18 protein-coding genes are annotated in these 22432 nt (G+C 25.0%); 13 read left to right on the plus strand and 5 right to left on the minus strand.

Features of this window, described 5'->3' with window-relative positions; genetic code table 11:
• The first annotated feature begins 28 nt into the window (after positions 1–28).
• The 8 genes from nuoH to folC all read left to right on the plus strand — a co-directional run bounded on the left by nuoH (position 29) and on the right by folC (position 8717).
• Complete coding sequence (gene nuoH / locus RJT54_RS00565) at positions 29–970, plus strand: NADH-quinone oxidoreductase subunit NuoH (protein ID WP_428994175.1); 942 nt, start codon at positions 29–31, stop codon at positions 968–970.
• A 17-nt stretch (positions 971–987) separates the two neighbouring features.
• On the plus strand, positions 988–1524 hold the full coding sequence (gene nuoI / locus RJT54_RS00570) for an NADH-quinone oxidoreductase subunit NuoI (RefSeq protein ID WP_343128292.1): 537 nt from the start codon (positions 988–990) through the stop codon (positions 1522–1524).
• 9 nt (positions 1525–1533) lie between these two features.
• Complete coding sequence (locus RJT54_RS00575; RefSeq protein WP_343128293.1) at positions 1534–2034, plus strand: NADH-quinone oxidoreductase subunit J family protein; 501 nt, start codon at positions 1534–1536, stop codon at positions 2032–2034.
• Positions 2035–2051: 17 nt separating this feature from the next.
• Positions 2052–2354, plus strand: coding sequence for an NADH-quinone oxidoreductase subunit NuoK (nuoK, locus tag RJT54_RS00580; RefSeq protein WP_343128294.1), 303 nt, complete (start codon positions 2052–2054; stop codon positions 2352–2354).
• Complete coding sequence (locus tag RJT54_RS00585; protein ID WP_343128295.1) at positions 2351–4198, plus strand: NADH-quinone oxidoreductase subunit L; 1848 nt, start codon at positions 2351–2353, stop codon at positions 4196–4198. Before nuoK ends, RJT54_RS00585 begins: the two co-directional genes overlap by 4 nt.
• A gap of 63 nt (positions 4199–4261) precedes the next feature.
• Positions 4262–5737 (plus strand): complex I subunit 4 family protein, encoded by a 1476-nt coding sequence (locus tag RJT54_RS00590; protein ID WP_343128296.1) that lies wholly within the window; start codon positions 4262–4264, stop codon positions 5735–5737.
• 30 nt (positions 5738–5767) lie between these two features.
• The gene (locus RJT54_RS00595) at positions 5768–7225 is read left to right on the plus strand and encodes an NADH-quinone oxidoreductase subunit N (RefSeq protein WP_343128297.1); all 1458 of its coding nucleotides are present in this window, start codon (positions 5768–5770) and stop codon (positions 7223–7225) included.
• Positions 7226–7448: 223 nt separating this feature from the next.
• Positions 7449–8717 carry a bifunctional tetrahydrofolate synthase/dihydrofolate synthase gene (gene folC, locus RJT54_RS00600; RefSeq protein ID WP_343128298.1) on the plus strand — a complete coding sequence of 423 codons (1269 nt, stop codon included), beginning with the start codon at positions 7449–7451 and terminating at the stop codon, positions 8715–8717.
• Positions 8718–8733: 16 nt separating this feature from the next.
• Here folC and RJT54_RS00605 read toward each other — a convergent pair whose 3' ends face one another.
• Positions 8734–9711, minus strand: coding sequence for a ribose-phosphate pyrophosphokinase (locus RJT54_RS00605; protein WP_343128299.1), 978 nt, complete (start codon positions 9709–9711; stop codon positions 8734–8736).
• A 186-nt stretch (positions 9712–9897) separates the two neighbouring features.
• On the opposite strand from RJT54_RS00605, the gene prfA reads away from it, so the two are divergent.
• The 4 genes from prfA (at position 9898) to pta (ending at position 15261) form a co-directional block, all read left to right on the plus strand.
• The gene (prfA, locus tag RJT54_RS00610) at positions 9898–10974 is read left to right on the plus strand and encodes a peptide chain release factor 1 (RefSeq protein ID WP_343128300.1); all 1077 of its coding nucleotides are present in this window, start codon (positions 9898–9900) and stop codon (positions 10972–10974) included.
• A gap of 6 nt (positions 10975–10980) precedes the next feature.
• Entirely contained in the window at positions 10981–11808 is an 828-nt protein-coding gene (gene prmC, locus RJT54_RS00615; protein ID WP_343128301.1) for a peptide chain release factor N(5)-glutamine methyltransferase, read from the plus strand.
• Positions 11809–11907: 99 nt separating this feature from the next.
• Positions 11908–13113, plus strand: a complete 1206-nt coding sequence (locus RJT54_RS00620; protein ID WP_343128302.1) for an acetate kinase — start codon at positions 11908–11910, stop codon at positions 13111–13113.
• 66 nt (positions 13114–13179) lie between these two features.
• Complete coding sequence (gene pta / locus RJT54_RS00625; protein WP_343128303.1) at positions 13180–15261, plus strand: phosphate acetyltransferase; 2082 nt, start codon at positions 13180–13182, stop codon at positions 15259–15261.
• A 39-nt stretch (positions 15262–15300) separates the two neighbouring features.
• Here the strand turns inward: pta and RJT54_RS00630 are convergent, their stop codons facing one another.
• The 4 genes from RJT54_RS00630 to gyrA form a co-directional block, all read right to left on the minus strand.
• The gene (locus RJT54_RS00630) at positions 15301–15588 is read right to left on the minus strand and encodes a 2Fe-2S iron-sulfur cluster-binding protein (RefSeq protein ID WP_343128304.1); all 288 of its coding nucleotides are present in this window, start codon (positions 15586–15588) and stop codon (positions 15301–15303) included.
• Positions 15563–16696, minus strand: a complete 1134-nt coding sequence (gene nrdB, locus RJT54_RS00635) for a class Ia ribonucleoside-diphosphate reductase subunit beta (protein WP_343128305.1) — start codon at positions 16694–16696, stop codon at positions 15563–15565. The genes RJT54_RS00630 and nrdB overlap by 26 nt, the downstream gene beginning before the upstream one ends.
• Before the next feature lie 43 nt (positions 16697–16739).
• A complete protein-coding gene (nrdA, locus tag RJT54_RS00640) occupies positions 16740–19025 on the minus strand; it encodes a class 1a ribonucleoside-diphosphate reductase subunit alpha (RefSeq protein WP_343128306.1) in 2286 nt (761 codons plus the stop codon).
• A 65-nt stretch (positions 19026–19090) separates the two neighbouring features.
• A complete protein-coding gene (gyrA, locus tag RJT54_RS00645) occupies positions 19091–21622 on the minus strand; it encodes a DNA topoisomerase (ATP-hydrolyzing) subunit A (RefSeq protein WP_343128307.1) in 2532 nt (843 codons plus the stop codon).
• Positions 21623–21758: 136 nt separating this feature from the next.
• On the opposite strand from gyrA, the gene RJT54_RS00650 reads away from it, so the two are divergent.
• On the plus strand, positions 21759–22427 hold the full coding sequence (locus RJT54_RS00650; RefSeq protein ID WP_343128308.1) for a DUF2076 domain-containing protein: 669 nt from the start codon (positions 21759–21761) through the stop codon (positions 22425–22427).
• The last annotated feature ends 5 nt before the right edge of the window (positions 22428–22432 follow it).

The raw sequence follows: 22432 nt of genomic DNA on the forward strand, positions 1-22432 counted from the left end.
GAGAATTATACATTTAAATATCATATATATGATCTATTGCTTTTTGCATATCTTTTGTACTGTATTAATCATAGTTTTTTTTGGTGCTATGCTGAGTTTTATTGAACGTAGATTATTAGGGTTATTTCAAAACAGATATGGTCCTAATCGAGTAGGATGGTTTGGATCGTTACAATTAATAGCTGATATGATAAAAATGTTATTTAAAGAAGATTGGATTCCTACTTTTAGTAGATCCTTATTATTTGTTGTTGCTCCAATCATTGCGTTTATTTCGTTATTGTTAGTTATGGTTGATATACCATGGGATAATAATACTTATATTATTGATTTAAATATAGGCATTTTATTTTTTTTAATTATGTCTGCTTTATCGGTATATTCAATTTTATTTGCTGGTTGGTCTAGTAATAATAAATATGCTTTATTGGGAGCGATACGTGCAATAGCACAAACATTAAGTTATGAGGTATTTTTAGGTTTATCTATAATGGGTGTAATTATTAAGGCTCATTCTTTTAATTTAATTGATATTGTTAACTCTCAACAATATATTTGGAATATTATTCCTCAGTTTTTTGGATTTATGACTTTTTTAGTTGCTGGTTTAGCTTTATGTCATCGTCATCCCTTTGATCAACCTGAATCTGAACAAGAATTGGCTGATGGATACCATATTGAATATTCTGGCATGAAATTTGGCATGTTTTTTATTGGACAGTATTTATCCATGATGGTGACTTCTGCAATAATTACTATCATGTTTTTAGGGGGTTGGTTTGGTCCTTGGCTACCTGGATACATATGGTTTTTGTTAAAAAATATAGTTTGCATAGTATTTTTTATTTTATTACGCGCTGCTTTGCCGAGACCACGTTATGATCAAATTCTTTATTTTGGTTGGATAATTTGCTTACCGATAACATTATTAAATTTAATATTTACTGCATTTTTTGTACTATTACATTAATTTTTAGGTATATTTTTATGTATATTAAAAGTATTATTTTCGGAATAATAACACAGTTACGCAGTATTTTTATAACATTAAAACATGCATTTCAAGACCGTGAAACTATATTATACCCAGAGAATTCAATATATCTTGCTCCCAGATACCGTGGTCGTATTGTTTTAACAAAAGATCCCGATGGAAATAATCGTTGTGTGGCATGTAACTTATGTTCTGTTGTATGTCCTGTGAGTTGTATATCTTTACAAAAAACACAGGATCAATCCGGTCGTTGGTTTCCAAAATTTTTTAAAATTAATTTTTCTCGTTGTATTTTTTGTGGTTTATGTGAAGAAGCTTGTCCAACAACTGCAATTCAATTAACGCCGGATTTTGAATTAAGTGATTTTAATAGACAGGATTTGGTATATAATAAGAAAAATTTATCTATTTCTGGTACTGGAAAATATCATAATTATAATTTTTATCAACAATCCGGTGTTTTTATTACAAAACGTAAAAAAAATAATATACATGCCACACCAATTAATATCAAAGATTTATTACCTTAGGAAGAATAAATGTATTTAGCTTTTTATTGTTTGTCATTTTTGACTGTATTATTTACTGTTTTTTCTATTTTTCAAAAAAATGTAATGTATTCATTGTTATATTTTTTTGTTTCGGTTTTAACTACTTCTATTATATTTTTTTTATTAGGTAATTATTTGATAGGATCATTACAAATTATTATTTATGCTGGAGCAATTTTAGTTTTATTTATGTTTGTTGTAATGTTATTAAACGTTGATGAATTAGAAAACCAATTGTATTATCCGAAGTATAGTTATGTTTTTTTTATATTTTGTATGATATTTTGTATTTTTGGATTATATAAAATGTTTTTTTGTTTATATGGAAGCTATGTTTTTAAAATTATTAGTAATATGCACGTTTTAGGTAAAATGTTATTTGAACCGTATATTTTAATTGTTGAGTTTGTTTCAATTTTATTATTATCAATTATTGTTATCATAATTTTGATTTCAAACATTCAAAATAAGAATATTTTAGATGTATAATGCTTGGGATATAACATATGGTTTCTTTATTAAATTGTTTAGTTTTATCTATATTATTATTTATTTTAGGATTTAGTTCGATTATTATACATAATAATTTGTTATCTATTTTTATTGGTTTGGAAATTATTATAAATTCTATTTCTTTATTATTAATCGTGAGTAGTAATTATTGGCATCATATGGATGGACAAATAATGTATATTTTATCTATTACGCTGGCTGCTATTGAGGCAAGTATTAGTTTAACATTAGTAATACAATATTTTAGAAAAACACGTACTTTAAATATTAATAAATTCAGTGAGATTATTAAATGAATACAATTGATTTAGTAATTTTATTTCCTATTGTAAGTGTGTTTTTTTCTTTTTTTTTTAAAGATTTATTTTCATATACAGTACATACTATAATTAGTGTAAGTGCTATATTGTTATCAATGGTAACAGTAATTTTTACGGGATATACTTTTTTTTATGGTAAAGTTTGTATTATAGAAAATATGATATGGGTATTATGGAATATCCAAGATTTTAAAGTGGATTTTAGTTATTTAATTGATAGTTTAACATTTGTATTTTTAGGTATGATTGTGTGTGTTGCTTTTTTAGTATATATATTTTCTGTATGGTATATGTATGATAAAAGTCATAATATATTATTTTTTCAGTTAATTAGTTTATTTATAGTAAATATGTTAATATTAGTTTTAGCTAATAATTTTGTTATATTGTATATAGGGTGGGAAGGGATTAGTGTATGTTCATATTTATTAATAAATTTTTATTATTCTAAATTATATGTGAATTTTTCTGCAATAAAAGCGTTTCTTTTTACTAAAATTGGTGATTTATTTTTAATAGCAGCAATTATATTATTATACATTCATTATAATAGTTTAAATTTTTATGAACTTGCGTTTTTAACAAAAATTCATGTAATACAATCAGATACATTATTAATATGTATTAATTTATTTTTATTAATGGGAGCGATTGGTAAGTCTGCACAAATACCGTTACATATATGGTTACCGGAAGCTATGGTTGGACCAACACCGGTTTCAGCATTAATTCATGCTGCTACTATGGTAACTGCTGGAATCTATTTAATTATAAGAAATCATAATTTATTTATATTAACACCATGTGTTCTATATATTCTTGGAGTCATAGGAAGTCTAACATTACTATTATCTAGTTTGTCCGCATTAGTAGAATGTAATATTAAACGAATATTAGCATATTCTACAATGAGTCAAATTGGATATATGTTTATTGCTTTAAGTGTAGGTGCTTGGAGTGCTGCTATTACACATTTAATTGTACATGCTATTTTTAAAGCATTATTGTTTTTGTCTGCTGGTATTTTAATTATTAAATGTAGTAATGAACAAAATATTTATTTAATGGGTCATAAATTATACAGAATATTTCCTTTTTTATATTTTTGTTTTTTAATTGGTGGTGCTGCTTTATCAGGTTTTCCAATTTTAACACTGGGTTTTTATAGTAAAGATGAAATATTATTTAGTATTTATACTTATCATAATATTTTATTTTTTATTATAGCAATATTATCAGTATTTTTAACAGCTTTATATATCTTTCGTTTGATTTTTCTCACATTTCATACTACATCTCAATATAAAAATATCAATTCATCTTTTAATGTTTTACAATATTTTCCGTTAAGTATTTTTGCTTTTTTGTCTACATATTTTGGGAAATATATTATTATTAATGTATCGGGAATGTTTCCGGAGATAATAACATTGCATAGTTATAATAAAATATATTTAGAATTGTTATCTAGTTTATTTGTTATGATAAGTATTATTTTGGCATACTACTTATATATTGTGAATACAAATTTAATATCTAAAATATTCATATTTAAGGTATTAAATTCTACATTATGTAGTATTAACAATACTAATTTTGGTTTTTATTATATTTATAATTTATTATTTACTAATTTATATTTAAAAATAGCATATTTTTTATCAAAAAAACCATTTAATATATTCAATAATTATATTTTATGGTGTATTAAAAAAATTAATTTTTTACTTTTATATACTATTAATAATTCATTTAATTTTTTTACTATAATAATACTGTATTATATGGTTTTTGTAATGTTATTAATTATGTTATTTTAATGAGCTATTATGTAGTTTATTAAATATATAATTTTTTTGTATTACTTACAGGAATTGTAATATATGCTAAGTCTTTTTCTTATTGTGCCTTTTGTAGGTAGTGTATGTTGTTGGTTTTTTGGACGTCAGGGTTATAAATTTGCTAGATTTTTTGCTATATTAGCAGTAATGTGTATAGTGTTATTATCTATTTTGATATGGTTAAAAGATTTTTATCATCATGAACGATGTTATCATATTTATTGGTATGATGAATTAATTATACCATGGATACCACAATTAGGTATAGAATTACATTTAGCGTTAGATGGTTTATCATTTATAATGATTGCTTTAACAAGTGTTTTAAGTTTAATTGCAGTTTTATGTTCATTTTACCAAATCAAAAATAATGAAGGTTTATTTTATTTTAATTTATTATTTATGGTATTTGGTATTATGGGTGTCTTGTTATCTATTGATTTATTTTTGTTTTTTTGTTTTTGGGAGATTATGGTACTTCCAATGTATTTTTTAATAATTTTTTGGGGGAATCCACAATATACCGAAAAACAAAAAATCTATACTGCAAATAAGTTTTTAATTTACACGCAAGTATCCAGTATAGTCATGTTATTTTCAATTTTATTATTATCTTTTAATTATTATTACCAAACTGCAATTTGGACATTTGATTATAATTGTTTTATAAATAACTCTATACCCTTACCGTTAGAATATATTATTATGTTAGGTTTCTTTATTGCTTTTGCGGTGAAGATGCCTATTGTTCCGTTTCATGGATGGTTTGTGAATTGTCATAGTCAATCTTGTATAGATGGTTCTTTTGATGTACTTGGTATGTTGATTAAAGTTGCTGCTTATGGGTTGCTACGTTTTAATATGCATTTATTTCAACATACTTCTCATAATTTACATTTAATAGTTTTCTTTTTAGGTATAATAACTATTTTTTATGGTGCGTGGATGGCATTTTGTGAACTAAATTTAAAAAAAATTATTGCTTATAGTTCTATATCACATATGGGTTTTATCTTAATTACTATATATTGTAATAATATATTTTCATATTATGGAGCAATTATTCAAATAATTGCTAGTTCATTTACAACATCTGCTTTATTTATTTTATTAAGTCAATTATATCGACGTACTCATACAAATATTATTACTAATTTGGGCGGTTTATACGCTACTATTAAGTGGATACCAGGTTTTTTTTTATTTTTTTTATTTGCAAATTTAAACTTGCCAGGAACAATTAATTTTGTTGGTGAGATTATGGCATTAATTGGAATTTTTATTCAATCGCCTTATTTAGGATGTATATTAGTTTTTAGTTTATTATTTTCTGTAATATATTCATTGTATATAACTCATAAAATATTTTACGGTCCTTTAAAAAATAATTTTACTATGACATGTAAACAAATTGATTTTTTAGAGTTTTTTATGATATTATTTTTTATGCTTATAACATTGATTTTAGGTATATATCCAAATAATATTTTACAAGTGATTCGGTTGTCTATCACATAAAATAAGTTACTATTTACTTTTATAAGAGCGATGATTTGTATGTTTATACCTCATGTTAAGATAATAGCATTAATGCCATTATTTATTTTAATGTCTAGTATTTTTATAATCATGTTTTCGATGATCTTAAAAAGAAATCATGTTTTTGTATTTTGTATCACATTATGTAGTTTATTATGCACGTTAGTATCATTATTTTATATATATTATATTGTACCAGTTACAATTACTTCATTGTTATATATTAATTTTTATTCTCTAGCATATATATTTATTGTAATATTTTCTAGTATATGTATGATATCTATTGTTTATATTTTTTTAGAAAATTTTTATAATCATAAAGAAGAGTTTTATATATTACTTTTATCTTCTATAACTGGCGCTGTTATTCTAATTGAAGCAAATCATATTTTTACGATATTTATTGGTATGGAATTACTTTCTTTGCCAATTTTTGGTTTAATAACATACTCTTTTAAGCGAAGTACATCTATACCAGTGATATTAAAATATGTTTTATTATCTAGTATTGTAACATCTTTTTCATTGTTAGGTATTACAGTAATATACTTGATATGTGGTACTTTAAAATTAAATTATATTAAAATTGCATTTTTAATTAATAATATATTTATTAATAAAATTTTGTTATTTGGTGTAGTGTTTTTTTTAACTTCTGTATTTTTTAAATTATCATTATTTCCATTACATTTTTGGATTACTGATGTTTATAATTATGCCTCTCCGGTATTATTAATTTATTCCGTTACAGTGGTTAAAGTAGCAGTTTTTTCAATATTAATTAAGTTATTTGTATATTTTCCGTATATACAGTGTCAGAAATTATATTTATTTATAGAATTATTGGCAATATTATCTATTATTTGTGGTAGTATTATGGCGGCTTTTCAAAATAATATTAAAACATTTTTTGGATATTCTTCTATTGTGCATATTGGTTACATATTAACGACTTTATTAGTCATTCAGGATTATTATATTTCGAATAATATTGCAATAATATATTTAATTAATTATACAATGAGTAGTATTGGTATATTTAGTGTTTTAAGTATATTGATATTACGTAATAAAAATGTAAATTTTGATTTACAGTCTTTATCGGTATATAATACTTTATTAAAAGGAAAGCCTATTTTATGTATTGCAATTATTATCATTATGTTTTCTTTTTTAGGTATGCCTTTTACATATGGTTTTATTACAAAATTTTTAATTTTATCTATTATGATACAAAATAAATTTTGGTTTTTATTATTATCTGTCGCAATTAGTTCTGGTTTTGGGATATATTATTATTTAAAAATTATATTATGTTTATATAATACACGGAATATGATATCGATTCAAAATAGAACACCTTATACAAGAATTGAAATTGTGATTATTTTTATTAGTATATTAATTGTTATTTTGGGAATTTGTCCTCAACTTATTATGAATATATTAAGATTAAATAATTAATTTTGTTGCATCGTTTATATATTTTATAAAATATGATTACTTTAATGTATATAATAATTAATTTTTATTATTGTAATATAATAAAGTTTTTGTAATTTTTATCTTATAATGTTAAAAATATTTTATACATTTATATATTTTATATAATACATGATAATATATCTCTATTATAAGATATTAATTACATAATACAATTAATATACTAAATATCAGTGTTGTATTTATGAAAGACAATTTTTCGGATAAACAAATATTGTTATTAAAATGGTTGAAATATATCAAATTAATTTGTTTAAAAGATTGTAACGATTCTATAGATAATATTAAGTATATCGCAAAAAAATTAAATTTACTAACATGGTCGGCATTTATTATTACGATATCTGGTACAAATGGTAAAGGTAGTACATCTGCTGTTTTAGAAAAAATTTTTTTAAATTTAGGATATACAGTAGGATTATATTCTTCTCCACATTTATTATATTATTATGAAAGAATACGAGTGAATGGGCAATATATTCATGATCCGATGATACATATCACGGTATTGCAAAGAATAGTCTTAATGTCTAAAAATATTAAATTATCTTATTTTGAATTTATTACTCTTTCTGCATTATTGATATTTCAGAGTTATAATTTAGATATTATAATTTTGGAAGTTGGTTTAGGTGGTAGATTAGATGCAACTAATATTATTGATCCTAATATAGCAATTATTACTAATATTGGTTTAGAACATACACATTATCTAGGAAAATCAAGAAATAATATAGGATATGAAAAATCTGGCATTTTTCGTAAAAATATTATTGCTATTATTGGAGATAATAATATTCCCTACTCTGTATATCAAGCGGCAAATTTTTTTAAAGTTTTTTTATATCGCGTACAATATGAATGGTATTGGGTGGAATCGAAACATTATTGGAATTTTTATGATCAACGAGGTATGTTTATTAATTTACCTATACCGGCAGTATCACTACCTAGTAGTGCAATTGCAATAGCAGCTTTACGTGCTATAAAGCTTGATGTTAGCAGAAAAATTCTTGTTTATTCTTTAAAGCAAGTATTTTTACCAGGACGATTTCATACAATTTATACAAATCCAAGAATTATAGTTGATGTTGCACATAATGCACATGCAACACGTTATTTAAATAAAAAATTGCAATCTTTATTTACAGATCGTAATGTTAAAATTTATGGTGTTTTTGGAATTTTATCTGATAAAGATATTAAAAATACTACTGTAAATTTAATCAATGTTATTGATTTTTGGTATTATACAGTTTTACAAACTGATCGTACTGCTACATTAGATTCAATTAAATGTTGTTTACCTAAAAATTCTATCTTTAGTTTCAGTATAAAACATGTAATATATCATTTAATACGAACAGTAAAAAAACAAGATATAATTCTAGTATTTGGATCGTTTTTTGCTGTTTCGGAAGCGATAACAGCAATAAGTAATTTATATGATTAAAATGAATAAAATATTTTTATTTTTTTAAATTAAAAGTTGTATATTTTTTATATTCAAACATAGCAGAAATTGATTCTTCGTTACTAATTCGACGTATGGCTTCTGCTAACATGGTAGATAAAGTTAATGTTCGAACTTTATTATGTTTTTGTATTTCTAATGATAATGGAATTGTATCACAAACAATAATTTCATCGATGTATGTTTTTTGTATATTTTGGAGAATATCTCCAGAAAATACCGGATGTGTTGCATATGCAAAAACTTTATTAGCTCCATGTTGTTTTAATGCTTTTGCAGCTTTACATAATGTGCCCCCGGTATCAATCATATCATCTACTAATATACAATCTCGATTTGAAACATCTCCAATAATATGCATGACTTGTGCAACATTTTTTCTTGGTCTTCTTTTATCAATAATAGCCATATCAGTATCATTTAATAATTTTGCAATTGCGCGTGCTCGAATTACACCTCCGATATCTGGTGAAACTATGATTGGTTCTTTTAAATTTAACCTTAGCATATCTTCCAATAAAACAAAGCTACCAAATACGTTGTCTACCGGTACATCGAAAAAACCTTGGATTTGCTCTGCATGTAAATCAACAGTTAGAATACGGTCAATACCAACACTAGACAAAAAATCTGCAACTATTTTTGCTGTGATTGGTACACGTGTTGATCGCACTCTACGGTCTTGTCTTGCATATCCAAAATATGGAATTACTGCAGTAATACGTCCAGCAGATGCTCTTCGTAAAGCATCTATAATAACTGCCAATTCAATAATATTATCATTTGTAGGACAACACGTGGATTGAATAATAAAAATATCATCGCCACGTACATTTTCATTAATTTGTACACTAATTTCCCCGTCACTAAAACGGCTCACTGTTGCATCTCCAAGATGACTATATAATTTATGTGCAATTAATTTTGCCAGAATTGGGACTGAATTACCAGAAAATATTTTCATGTTTAGCATAAAATATCTCATATATATGAATACATTAATTAATATTTTTTACAGTATATAAAATATATTCAATATTATAAAATAATAATATTATTATAGTGTATTATAATTATTTAATTAATATTTATTAATACGATTAAAAATATTTTTGTAAATTGTATCTATACGGCATGTAATAAAAGGATAAATCTAATTTTGAAAAAATCTATTATAAATAAATTAGAACAATTACATATTAAATTAAAACAAATTGAAGAATTAATTATATGTAAAGAGGTTATAACTAATCAGGCACGTTTTAAAAAACTAACAAAAGAATATTTGAGATTATCAAATTTGATTTCTGTTTTTTTGAAATGGAAAAAAAATAATCAGGACATTGAATTAACTACAAAATTACTTAGTGATGCTGAAATGTCTAATATGGCAGTAGATGAATTGAAGTCTTTAAATTCTAATAAGATATTTTTACAAAAAAAAATTGAAAATATGCTTTTGCCAGATGATGATGATAAATATAAAAGCTGTTTTATTGAAATCAGAGCTGCTACTGGTGGTGATGAAGCTGCAATGTTTGCAGGTGATTTACTGAAAATGTACGGTCGGTATGCAGAATATAATAATTGGATTACTGAAATTATTAGCAGTCATATTAGTGAAAAAGGGGGATTTAAAGAAGTGATTTTAAAAATTAGTGGTACAGGTGCATGTAAAAAATTAAAATTTGAGTCTGGAGGACATCGTGTTCAACGTGTACCTAAAACAGAATCTCAGGGCAGAATTCATACATCAACTTGTACAGTAGCTGTTATTCCTGTCGTTAAAACAGATCCGGAAATTGTTGTAAATCCTTCTGATTTAAAAATTGATACATTTCGATCTTCAGGGGCAGGTGGGCAACATGTTAATACTACTGATTCTGCAATTCGAATTACGCATTTACCAACAGGTACTGTAGTAGAATGTCAAGATGAAAGATCACAACATAAGAATAAATCAAAAGCACTGGCTATTTTAACCTCTAGAATTCATGCACATGAGGTTGCTAAACGCAATAAAAAAGATTCTTTAATCCGGAAAAATTTATTAGGTACAGGAGATCGCTCCGATCGTAATAGAACATATAATTTTCCTAAAAATAGAGTTACTGACCATCGCATTAATATTAGTATATATTGTCTAGATGATATTTTAAATGGTAATTTAGATGTTTTAATAGAACCAATTATGCAAGAATATAATGCTAAACTTTTATTAAAAATTGTAAAATAATTTAATATGCAAATTAATTTTTGGATAAAATACGGTACGATACTATTATCTGATTTCCAAACACCTCGTTTGGATACTGAATTATTGATTAGTTATATTCTTAAAAAATCAAGAACCTGGATAAATGTATTTGATAATTTTATTTTAAATACTAAACAAGTAATTTTATTAAAAAAATTATTAAATAGGCGTTTATATGGTGAACCTGTTGCGTATATAATTCATAAAAAAGAATTTTGGTCATTATCACTATTAGTATCAAAAGATACATTAATTCCTAGACCAGAAACAGAGATTTTAGTGCAACATAGTTTAAATAGATTACATCAACAAGATGATGTTTTAGATTTGGGTACAGGATGTGGTGCAATTGCTTTAGCTATAGCAACTGAATTTACAAATTGTAAAATTATTGGAATTGATTGTATATATGACGCAATTCAGATTGCTAAAAATAATGCATATTATTTAAACATTAAAAATATTAAGTTTTTTTATAGCAATTGGTTTTCTTGTATACATAAAAAATTTAATTTGATAGTAAGTAATCCGCCATATTTGAGTAATGATGAAATATTGTATTTATCAAAAGAGTTATTTTTTGAACCATATGTTGCTTTGTTTGCTAAACAATATGGTCTTTCAGAAATTAAGTACATTATTAGTCATTCAAAAAAATATTTATTTCTTAATGGTTGGTTATTAATCGAACATAGTTATAAACAAAATCAAATAGTATATCAGTTATTTAAAAAAAATAATTTTAATAATATTAAAACATATCGGGATTATTTAGGTTATCCTAGAATTACAGTTGGTCAAAAAATATATTAATTATATTACTTAGTATATAAATATAATTATATTATTTACATTAAAAATTTTAGTCTTATTAATATATACTTTTTATTAAATATTGTTAGGTAAAAATACATGCTAAATGATTTAGTGTTGGTATTTAATTGTGGTAGTTCATCTATAAAATTTTCTATTTTAGACCCAATAAATTATAAAAAATATTTGTTTGGTATAGTAGAGCGATTATATTTATCGGAAGCATATGTAACCTGGTGTATAAATAATAATACACAAATAAAAATACTTGGTAATAATATTACTCATCATCAAGCATTAAAATGTATTATTGAGATAATTTTTACTAAATATGATGATTTAGTATCAAAAATTAAATATATTGGGCATCGTGTTGTCCATGGGGGTAATGAATTAATACAATCAGTAATTATTGATGATACAATAATACAAAAAATTCAGAAAAATAGTGTGTTTGCTCCGTTACATAATCCAATGAATATATTGGGTATACAAGCTTCTATGCAATATTTTCCAGATTTAAAAGAAAAAAATGTTGCAGTTTTAGACACTTCATTTTATCATTTTATGCCTGAGTGTGCTTATTTATATGCTATACCATATAAATTGTATAAAAAATATCATATTCGACGGTATGGTGCACATGGTATTAGTCATTTTTATGTTTCTAAAAAAGCATCTCGTTTATTAAATATAAGTTTTAATCATTTAAATATTATTACTTGTCATTTAGGAGGAGGTGCATCAATCACTGCTATTCGTAATGGAGTTTGTATAGATACATCAATGGGTTTAACGCCATTGGAAGGTTTAGTGATGGGAACAAGAAGTGGCGATATAGATCCTTCTGTAGTATTTTTTATGCATGATGTTTTAGGAAAAAGTATAGCTGATATACAAAATATTTTAACGAATGAGTCTGGTATTTTTGGTTTAATGCAAGGTTTAACTAGCGATTTTAGATATGTTGAACAGAAATACTATTCTAGTTTACAGGCATATAGAACGATGAATGTATTTTGTTATAGATTATCGAAATATATTAGTGCGTATACTGCTGCCTTATATGGTAAATTAGATGCTATTGTATTTACAGGAGGTATTGGTGAAAATTCAGCTTTAATGCGTGCATTAACATTATCAAAATTAGAATTTCTAGGTTTTAAAATAGATAATAATTTAAATTATAACCTTGATAATAAAAAATCACGTTTTATTAATAAGGAAAATACGACTCCCATTATAGTAATACCAACTAATGAAGAACTTGTGATTGCTCAAGAAACAATGCAGTTATTTTTATAATTTTACTATTTTTACATAGTAAGCATGATGAAAATAATAATATTAATAACTTTATTTGAGATGGTTATGACACGTACTATTATGTTAGTACCTATTGGAAATAGTGTGGGTCTTACAACAATAAGTGTAAGCTTATTAAAGTTAATATACGAGAAAAAATTACGTGTAATTTTTTTTAAACCATTTCCTGATACTATACATAGTATTGATGATACGGCGTATATTGTAAATAGGGATTTTTTTATTCCTAGCATTAAACCTGTTGTTCATATAAATAAAACTTGTCTTTTAAAAAACGAGCATTTAGATCGATTAATACAAGACAATTTAGATTTATATTATTCATATAAAAATAAATTTGATATTATTTTTATTGAAGGTAAGAAAAATTTACATGATCAATCTTATATTCATGATTTAAATTTAAAATTTTTATATCATACAGGAGCGGATTTAATTTTCTATAATTCCGGTCATAATAATTTTTGTAAAAATTTTTTTTCTTATAAAGAAAAATATTTTACTAAAAATAGAATTATTGGTATAATAAATAATTTTTACAACATAGCTATAAAAAATTATCATGATGTTTTTTTCTCATTCGACTTACTTGGTAATTATATACATCCTAATTTGAAATCAATACCTGTAATAAATATTCCATGGAATAAAAAACTAATATCTTTTTCGATATATAAAATATTACAATTAATAAACACAGAAAATAGAATAAAAAAATATGCAGTACATAAAATTAATGGATTTGTTTTATATAATCAAGATTTTTTCAAAATTATAAATCATCTGTTTAATTCTACATTATTAATTTCATTTTATAAATTTATTAAACATTATCAATCATTACATGTAATATTGTCATGCAATAAATTACATTCTGTGATATTTACTGATTGCAGTAAAGATGATGTATTTATATTTAATATACTAAAAAAACAATTGAGTCATACAACATTATTCTTTTGTACGAAATTAACACTCAATCAAGTTATATTATCAATTAATAACTTTCACAGACAGATTACAATAAACAATAAAGTTTATATTAGTACAGTAATTTTGTATGTTACGCGTTATATACATAAACAATTTATATGTTCTTTATTATGTAATAATAATCAAAAAATTATTTATAATTCACCTATTTCATTTCAAAAATATTTAATAGAAAAAGCAAAAAATAGTAATAGTAATATTTTATTACCAGAAGGTACGGAGGAACGTATAATACATGCTGCAAGTATTGTAGCAAATTTAGGTATTGTACAGTGTACATTATTAGGAGATGCACAAATAATACAACATATCGCACATAAGAACAGTTGGGATATTACTAAAAATATTAATATTATTGATCCTAAAAAGATTTATAAAAATTATATTGAAAAATTATTTTTTTTACGAGCCCATAAAGGGATGACATGGAAACTATCAGAACAATATGTACAAGATCATATGGTTTTGGGTGCATTATTGTTACGTGAAAATATAGTTGATGGTATAGTTTGTGGTATACAGTTCACAACCGCGCATGTTTTACGCACTGCTATTCAATTAATTGGGATGAAAAATCATATTAATCATGATCATCCTATCGTATCATCTTCGTTTATTATGTTATTAAAACATAGTATATTATTTTATAGCGATTGTGCTGTAAATATTAACCCTGATGTAAAACAATTAGTTAGTATTGCTGTAGATACTGCGAATTTAGCCATTTTATTTGATATTAAGCCAAAAATAGCTATGTTATCTTATTCTACCGGAACATCTGGTTCAGGAGATACTGTTAATAAAGTACGTGACGCAACTAACTTATTGAAAATGCTTTATCCGGATTTAATAATTGAAGGTCCTATTCAATATGATGCGGCAATTAACACTACGATTTCAAATATTAAGTTACCGGAATCATGTTTACTTGGACAAGCAAATATTTTGATTTTTCCTGATTTAAATTCAGGTAATATTACTTATAAAGCTGTACAACAATCTTTAAATATATCGTCTATAGGTCCTATTTTACAAGGTTTGTTAAAACCAGTTAATGATCTTTCAAGGGGGGCTACTATAAATGATATTGTTTATACTATTCTTGTGACTGCAATACAAACGTGTAAAAAATGAAATTGATAATATTATATATAAAAAGTGTTTTTAATATCATTAAATTTGTATTTTAATATTACTTTGAATTTGGCATACACATGCAAGAATATACCCTGGTTGTATACATGCTATACTTGTTTGAAATTGGTATATTGTACCGTATATTAATTTTATATTACAACTACCACAATACCCGGAATTACATTGGTAAAATATATTAATACGGTGTATTAATAATATTTTTAGTAAAGATAATTTTTTTTCTTCTGGCTTAATATATAATTTTCTATTATCAACCTGAATAATATAGTTTTTTTTTTTATAGTTGAAATTTTTTAAATTCATCGTTAGAAATTTCGCAATCGATTTGATTAGTTAAATATGAACTTGCCTCAACTTCTTGAGGAGCAACTTGTACATTATCTGAATTTAACCAATTATTAATCCATGGAATTGGATTTTTAGTTTTAGTAAATATTGGTGATAAATTAATTGCTTCCATTCTAATATTGGTAATATATTCTATATATTGAAACATAATATATTTGTTTAATCCTAACATAGAGCCGTGATTAAATAAATATTCTGCCCATTTTTTTTCTTGTTGTGCTGATGTTTTAAATAAATGAATAGCTTGTTTTTCACATTGTTGGATAATTTGCACCATTTCTGAATCATTTTCATGATTTTTTAAAATATTGATAATATGTTGCGTACCTGTTAAATGTAAAGCTTCATCTCGTGCTATTAATCTAATAATTTTAGCATTTCCTTCCATGAGTTTCTTTTCAGCAAAAGCGAAAGCGCAAGCAAAACTAACATAAAAACGTATTGCTTCTAGAACATTAACACTGATTAAACACAGATATAATGCTTTCTTGAGCGTTTTTAAATTAATTTTTATGACTTTATTTTTATTATTTTTATAATTACCATCACCAAATAAATTCCAATAATTTGTCATATTTATTAAAGTATCATAATAATAAGATATATTTTTAGCACGTTCATAAATATTTTGGTCGGAAATAATTTTATTAAAAATATCTGATGGACAATTTGTAATATTACGAATAATATGCGTATATGATCTTGAGTGAATAGTTTCCGAAAATGACCATGTTTCTACCCATGTTTCTAATTCAGGTAATGAAATAATAGGTAAAAAAGCTATATTTGGACTTCTTCCTTGAATGGAATCTAATAAAGTTTGGTATTTTAAATTACTAACAAAGATATGTTTTTCATGTTCGGGGAGTGTAAAAAAATCAATTCTATCTTTTGATAGGTCAATTTCTTCAGGTCTCCAAAAAAAAGATAATTGTTTTTCGATTAAATTTTCGAAAATATGGTATTTTTGTTGATCATAGCGAGCAATATTAACGGTTTGTCCAAAAAACATTGGTTCTTTTAATTGATTATTATTTTTTCTAGAGAAAGTAGTATATGACATATTTTTACCTGATGAATGATGTGAAATTTTATAATATTTGTTATTATAATATACATGCTCCATTACTACAATAATTTTCATGATTATAATTTGTACTTTTCTCTTGATCTTGATTTAAATCATCACGAGTATTTTGGTAATATAGTGTTTTCAAGCCTAATTTATATGCCATGAGTAAGTCTTGTAATAAAATTTTAATTGGTATTTTATTATTTGGAAATTTTAACGGGTCATAATTTGTATTTGCAGAAATTGATTGATCCACAAATTTCTGCATAATTCCAATTAAATTTAAATACCCTTTATTATTTGGCATGTCCCATAAAAGTTCATATTTTGTTTTTAATTTAGGATATTCTGGAACCACTTGTTTTAACATACCATCTTTAGATGCTTTAATAGTAATATAACCCCTTGGTGGTTCCACTCCGTTAGTAGCATTTGCAATTTGTGATGATGTTTCTGTTGGCATAATTGCTGAAACTGTAGAGTTACGTAAACCATATTTTTTAATTTTTTCTCTTAGTTTATTCCAATTTAATTGTAAAGCCTGTCCACAAATTAAATCAATATGTTTTTTATAAGTATCTATTGGTAAAATTCCTTTAGAATAATTTGTTTGGTTAAACCACGGGCATGGTCCCTTTTCTTTGGAAAGTTTATATGATGCTTGTAATAAATAATATTGTATATGTTCGAATGTTATATGAGTTAAATTATTAGCACTTCCATCTGAATATCGCACATTATTTTTAGCTAAATAATATGCAAAATTTATTACTCCAATACCAATAGAACGTCTATTTTTAGCTCCATACTGTGCAGAAATAACAGGATATAATTGATAATCAATAATTTCATCTAATGCTCTAACTAATAAATCAGATAATTTTTTTAATTCAATTAAATTTTTAATCGTTCCTAAATTAAATGCTGATAATATACATAATGCAATTTCAGCGTTTGGATCATGTAAATCATGCATTGGACTTGTAGGTAAGGTAATTTCTAAGCATAAATTTGATTGCTTAATAGGTGCATATTTTGGATTAAAAGCACTATGTGTATTACAATGATCAACATTTTGTATATAAATACGTCCTGTAGATGTACGTTCTTTCATAATTAGGGTAAATAAATCAACAGATTTAATTTTTTTATTTCGTATATTAATATTATTTTCATATTTTTGGTATAATTGTTCAAATTTTATTTGATCAGAAAAAAAATAATCATATAATTTCGGAACATCAGATGGGCTAAATAATGTAATATATTTTTGATTAATTAGTCTTTGATACATAATTTTATTAATTTGTACACAATAATCAACATGTCTAACACGATTTTCTTCAATACCTCGATTATTTTTTAAAACAATTAAACTTTCAATTTCTAAATGCCAGATTGGATAAAATAAAGTTGCCGCTCCACCTCTAATACCTCCTTGAGAACATGATTTTACAGCTGTTTGAAAATACTTATAAAATGGTATACATCCTGTATGAAAATTCTCTCCCCCACGAATTGGGCTGCCAATGGCACGTATTTGTCCGACATTAATACCAATTCCTGCTTTTTGTGAAATATATTTTACAATAGCACTGGCAGTTGCATTAATAGAGTTTAAATTATCTGCACATTCAATTAACACACATGAACTAAATTGTCGTGTTAGTGTGCGTACCCCAGACATAATAGGTGTTGGTAAAGAAATTTTAAATTTTGAAATAGCATCATAAAAATTTTTTATATATAGCATTTTTGTTTCTTTTGGATATTTTATAAATAAACAAGCAGCAATTAAAATATATAAAAATTGAGCACTTTCATATATTTTTCCACTAATACGATCTTGTATTAGGTATTTTCCTTCTAGTTGTTTTACTGCCGAGTAGGCAAAATTCATATCACGATCATGTTTAATGAATGTATTCATTTCATAATATTCTTCTTTAGAATATTGATTTATTAATATTGGATCATATTTTTTTAATTGCACCATGTTGTGTACATGGTTGTATAAACTGGGTGGATGATATGTTCCAAATGCTTTTTTACGTAATTGAAATATTGTTAACCTTGCGGCCATGTATTGATAGTCTGGTATGTCTTGAGAAATAAGATCTGCTGTAATTTTAATAATAATATCATGAATATGCATAGTTTGAATTGCATTATAGAATTGTATCTTTGCATGTTTTATAATTTTTTTTATTGAAATATTTTGTAATTTTTTTGCTGCTCGTTTTAACATTTTATATATTTTATAAAAATTGATCTTTTCTGTTGTACCATTTCGTTTAGTGACAAATGAAATTTTATCCATGATATATTACCTGATTATTTTTACACGGTATAAGTAATATTTTATTACATATCAAACATATTATATCAATAAGATATATTAAGTTTATTATTAGAAATTTTTTGCAAGGCTACAACTTTTTCATTTTGTGAAGTACGTATTAAAATAACACCTTGTGTATTTCTTCCTAAAATTCTAATTTCAGATACATTCGTACGGACTAATGTCCCGGCATTAGTAATCATCATAATTTGATCATTTTCAGCAACTTGTATTGCGCTAATTACAACACCATTTTTTTTGGTAATTTTAATAGAACGTACACCTTTCGTTGCACGTGATTTAATAGGAAAATTTTCAACTTTTGTACGTTTTCCATATCCATGCTCAGTCATTGTTAGAATTGTTCCATTTTCATTTGGAACAAGTAATGATACTACTTGATCGTTTTTGTCAAGGTTTATTCCTCGAATACCGTATGCTGTTCTGCCCATTTTACGTACTTCTTTTTCTGAAAAGTGAACCACTTTACCTTTTTTACTAAACAGCATAATATTATTTACACCATTTGTTACTTCTGCACCAATTAGTTCATCTTTATCTTTCAGATGGATTGCCACCATACCAGTAGATCTTGGTTTTTTAAACATACTGAGCGCGGTTTTTTTAACAATACCATTTGCTGTTAACATAAAAACATTTTTATTACTTTTTGCTTGACTCAAATTTAGGATCGCAGTAATACGTTCTTTTTTACCTAATGGTATTAAATTAATAATCGGTCTTCCTCTAGCATGTCTACTGGCTTCGGGTAATTGATATACTTTAATTCTATATAAAGTACCTGTATTTGAAAAACATAAAAGTGTATCATGTGTATTGGTAATCAGGAGGGTTTCGATGCAATCTTTTTCTTTTGTTTTTGCAGCAGAACGTCCTTTACCGCCTCTATGTTGCGTAACATAATCTGATAATGGTTGATATTTAACATATCCTGAATGTGATAAGGTTACTACTACATCTTCTTTATTGATCATATCTTCTATTTCAACTTCAGTGTTGTGTTCAATAATCTCTGTTTTTCTTTTATCACCAAATTTATTTTGTATAATTTTTAATTCATCTTTAATAAGTTCTAACATATCATTATGATTATTTAAAATACATGATAATGATTTTATTTTTTTTAATAAATGATCATGTTCTTGTATAATACGATTTTGTTCTAAAGTTGTTAATTTTTGTAATCTTAAGTCCAGAATAGATTGAACTTGTTTTTTACTAAATTGATAGTTTGTTAAGTTTGGTGTAGTATTTATAGTAGATTGATGTGATTGCGTATGTAATATTTTCTGTAAATGAACATTGATTGGCCATTTTTTAATTAATAATGCTTCTCTTGCTAATTTTGGTTGATTAGATTGTTTAATAATTTCAATAATTTCATTAATGTTGTTTATAGCAATTGTTAGTCCTTGTAAAATGTGTATTTTTTTTTGTGCTTTTTTTAGCTCAAAGATACTTCTTCGTGTAATAATATTTTCTCTATGTAATAAAAAACATTTTAAAATATTTTTTAAAGACATTACTTTGGGTTGCCCGTCGTATAATGCAACCATATTAATACCAAAAGATATCTGCATTTGTGTTAACATGTATAATTGATTTAGTAATATTTCTTTAATAGTATCCTTTTTAATTTCAATAACAATTCTCATTCCATCTTTGTCTGATTCATCACGTAACGCATGAATACCTTCTATTTTTTTTTCTTTCACTAATTCTGCTATTTTTGTCATTAATATAGATTTATTGACTTGATATGGTAATTCGTATATTATTATTGATTCGCGTTTTTTATGAATATTCTGTTCTATTTTATGGCGTGCACGAATATAAATTTTTCCTTTCCCGGTTCGATATGCATTTTCTATACCTTGATAACCACTAATAATACCATATGTTGGAAAATCTGGACCTGGTATATAACTCATTAGTTCTTTTAATGAAATATTTTCATTATTGATGTATGCAAGGCATGCATTAATTACTTCATTGAGATTATGTGGTGGAATATTTGTTGCCATGCCTACTGCAATACCTGAGGAACCATTAATTAATAAATTTGGTATTTTTGTTGGTAAAATTTCAGGTATTTTTTCTGTTTCATCATAATTTGGAAGAAATTCTACTGTATCTTTTTCTAAATCATCTAGTAATTCATGTGCTATTTTTGACATTCTAATTTCTGTATAACGCATAGCAGCTGCAGAATCACCATCTATTGATCCAAAATTACCTTGTCCTTCAATTAAAACATATCTTAATGAAAATGTTTGTGCCATTCTTACAATGGCTTCATATACTGCTAAATCGCCATGAGGGTGATATTTTCCAATGACATCACCTACAACTCTAGCGGATTTTTTATATGGTTTATTCCAGTCGTTACCTAAAATTTTCATTGCAAATAAAATTCTGCGATGCACAGGTTTTAATCCATCTCTTACATCAGGTAATGCACGTCCTACAATTACTGACATAGCATAATCTAAGTAAGAAGATTTTAACTCTGTTTCAATATCTACTTTTTGAATATTTTTGTACAATATATGCATATTTTTATTTCTCGTCAGTAATATAACTTTATTTAATATAAAATTATATATTATTAGAATAATACAACGAATATTAAAAAAATAATGATCTTATTTTTTTATAATAGTGTACATCCCTATAATAATTGGAATTTATATGAAAGAAACTGAAAAAAAATTAATAATTGATTTATTTAAAAAAATTAACCATATATCATTACAAACACCTAATAAAGACTATGAAGCAGAAAAATTAATCTATAATTTATCAAAAAACAAAAATGACGCTGTTTATTATATGGTACAAACACTCTTAGTGCAAGATATCTTAATACAAGAATTAAATGATAAAGTAAAAATATTACAAGATCGTATTAGTCAATATACTACAAACAATATGAGTTTTTTATCTAATCATGTTAAACAAAAAGTTTTTGATACCTCTGCAGATAGTAGTATATCACATAGCAATAATCAACATGTACACTCTAAAACAGTGAAACCACATATTGCTGAATATCATGAATGTAATAATACGAATCAGGTTGCTGGAAGTCATTCAAAAGGTATATCAAGTTTTTTAGGTACTGCTATTCAAACTGCTATTGGTGTAGCTGGTGGTATGGTTGCAGGTAATATGTTAACAAATTTTTTACATCATCATGATAATAATGATCATACTTCAGATGATGCACATCATATTGATGTTAGTAACGATCATATTGATCAACCAATTAATAATTTTTTTCAAATCGATGATACACAAAATGAACACTTTGATACAGATGATTTAGATGATGTGCATGATTTTGATGAGGAATATTAATTAAT

The sequence above is a fragment of the Buchnera aphidicola (Takecallis taiwana) genome (genome assembly GCF_039355125.1).
Lineage (GTDB): Bacteria > Pseudomonadota > Gammaproteobacteria > Enterobacterales > Enterobacteriaceae > Buchnera_L > Buchnera_L aphidicola_AG.

Bases quoted from the DNA above. Each gene is read 5' to 3' on its own strand.
- nuoH (WP_428994175.1), top strand. From the start codon at position 29: ATGATCTATTGCTTTTTGCATATCTTTTGTACTGTATTAATCATAGTT.
- nuoK (WP_343128294.1), top strand. From the start codon at position 2,052: ATGGTTTCTTTATTAAATTGTTTAGTTTTATCTATATTATTATTTATT.
- nrdA (WP_343128306.1), bottom strand. From the start codon at position 19,025: ATGGATAAAATTTCATTTGTCACTAAACGAAATGGTACAACAGAAAAG.
- RJT54_RS00630 (WP_343128304.1), bottom strand. From the start codon at position 15,588: ATGAATTTAAAAAATTTCAACTATAAAAAAAAAAACTATATTATTCAG.
- RJT54_RS00575 (WP_343128293.1), top strand. From the start codon at position 1,534: ATGTATTTAGCTTTTTATTGTTTGTCATTTTTGACTGTATTATTTACT.
- prmC (WP_343128301.1), top strand. From the start codon at position 10,981: ATGCAAATTAATTTTTGGATAAAATACGGTACGATACTATTATCTGAT.
- RJT54_RS00585 (WP_343128295.1), top strand. From the start codon at position 2,351: ATGAATACAATTGATTTAGTAATTTTATTTCCTATTGTAAGTGTGTTT.
- folC (WP_343128298.1), top strand. From the start codon at position 7,449: ATGAAAGACAATTTTTCGGATAAACAAATATTGTTATTAAAATGGTTG.
- nrdB (WP_343128305.1), bottom strand. From the start codon at position 16,696: ATGTCATATACTACTTTCTCTAGAAAAAATAATAATCAATTAAAAGAA.
- RJT54_RS00650 (WP_343128308.1), top strand. From the start codon at position 21,759: ATGAAAGAAACTGAAAAAAAATTAATAATTGATTTATTTAAAAAAATT.
- RJT54_RS00620 (WP_343128302.1), top strand. From the start codon at position 11,908: ATGCTAAATGATTTAGTGTTGGTATTTAATTGTGGTAGTTCATCTATA.
- gyrA (WP_343128307.1), bottom strand. From the start codon at position 21,622: ATGCATATATTGTACAAAAATATTCAAAAAGTAGATATTGAAACAGAG.
- RJT54_RS00595 (WP_343128297.1), top strand. From the start codon at position 5,768: ATGATTTGTATGTTTATACCTCATGTTAAGATAATAGCATTAATGCCA.
- nuoI (WP_343128292.1), top strand. From the start codon at position 988: ATGTATATTAAAAGTATTATTTTCGGAATAATAACACAGTTACGCAGT.
- RJT54_RS00590 (WP_343128296.1), top strand. From the start codon at position 4,262: ATGCTAAGTCTTTTTCTTATTGTGCCTTTTGTAGGTAGTGTATGTTGT.
- RJT54_RS00605 (WP_343128299.1), bottom strand. From the start codon at position 9,711: ATGCTAAACATGAAAATATTTTCTGGTAATTCAGTCCCAATTCTGGCA.
- pta (WP_343128303.1), top strand. From the start codon at position 13,180: ATGACACGTACTATTATGTTAGTACCTATTGGAAATAGTGTGGGTCTT.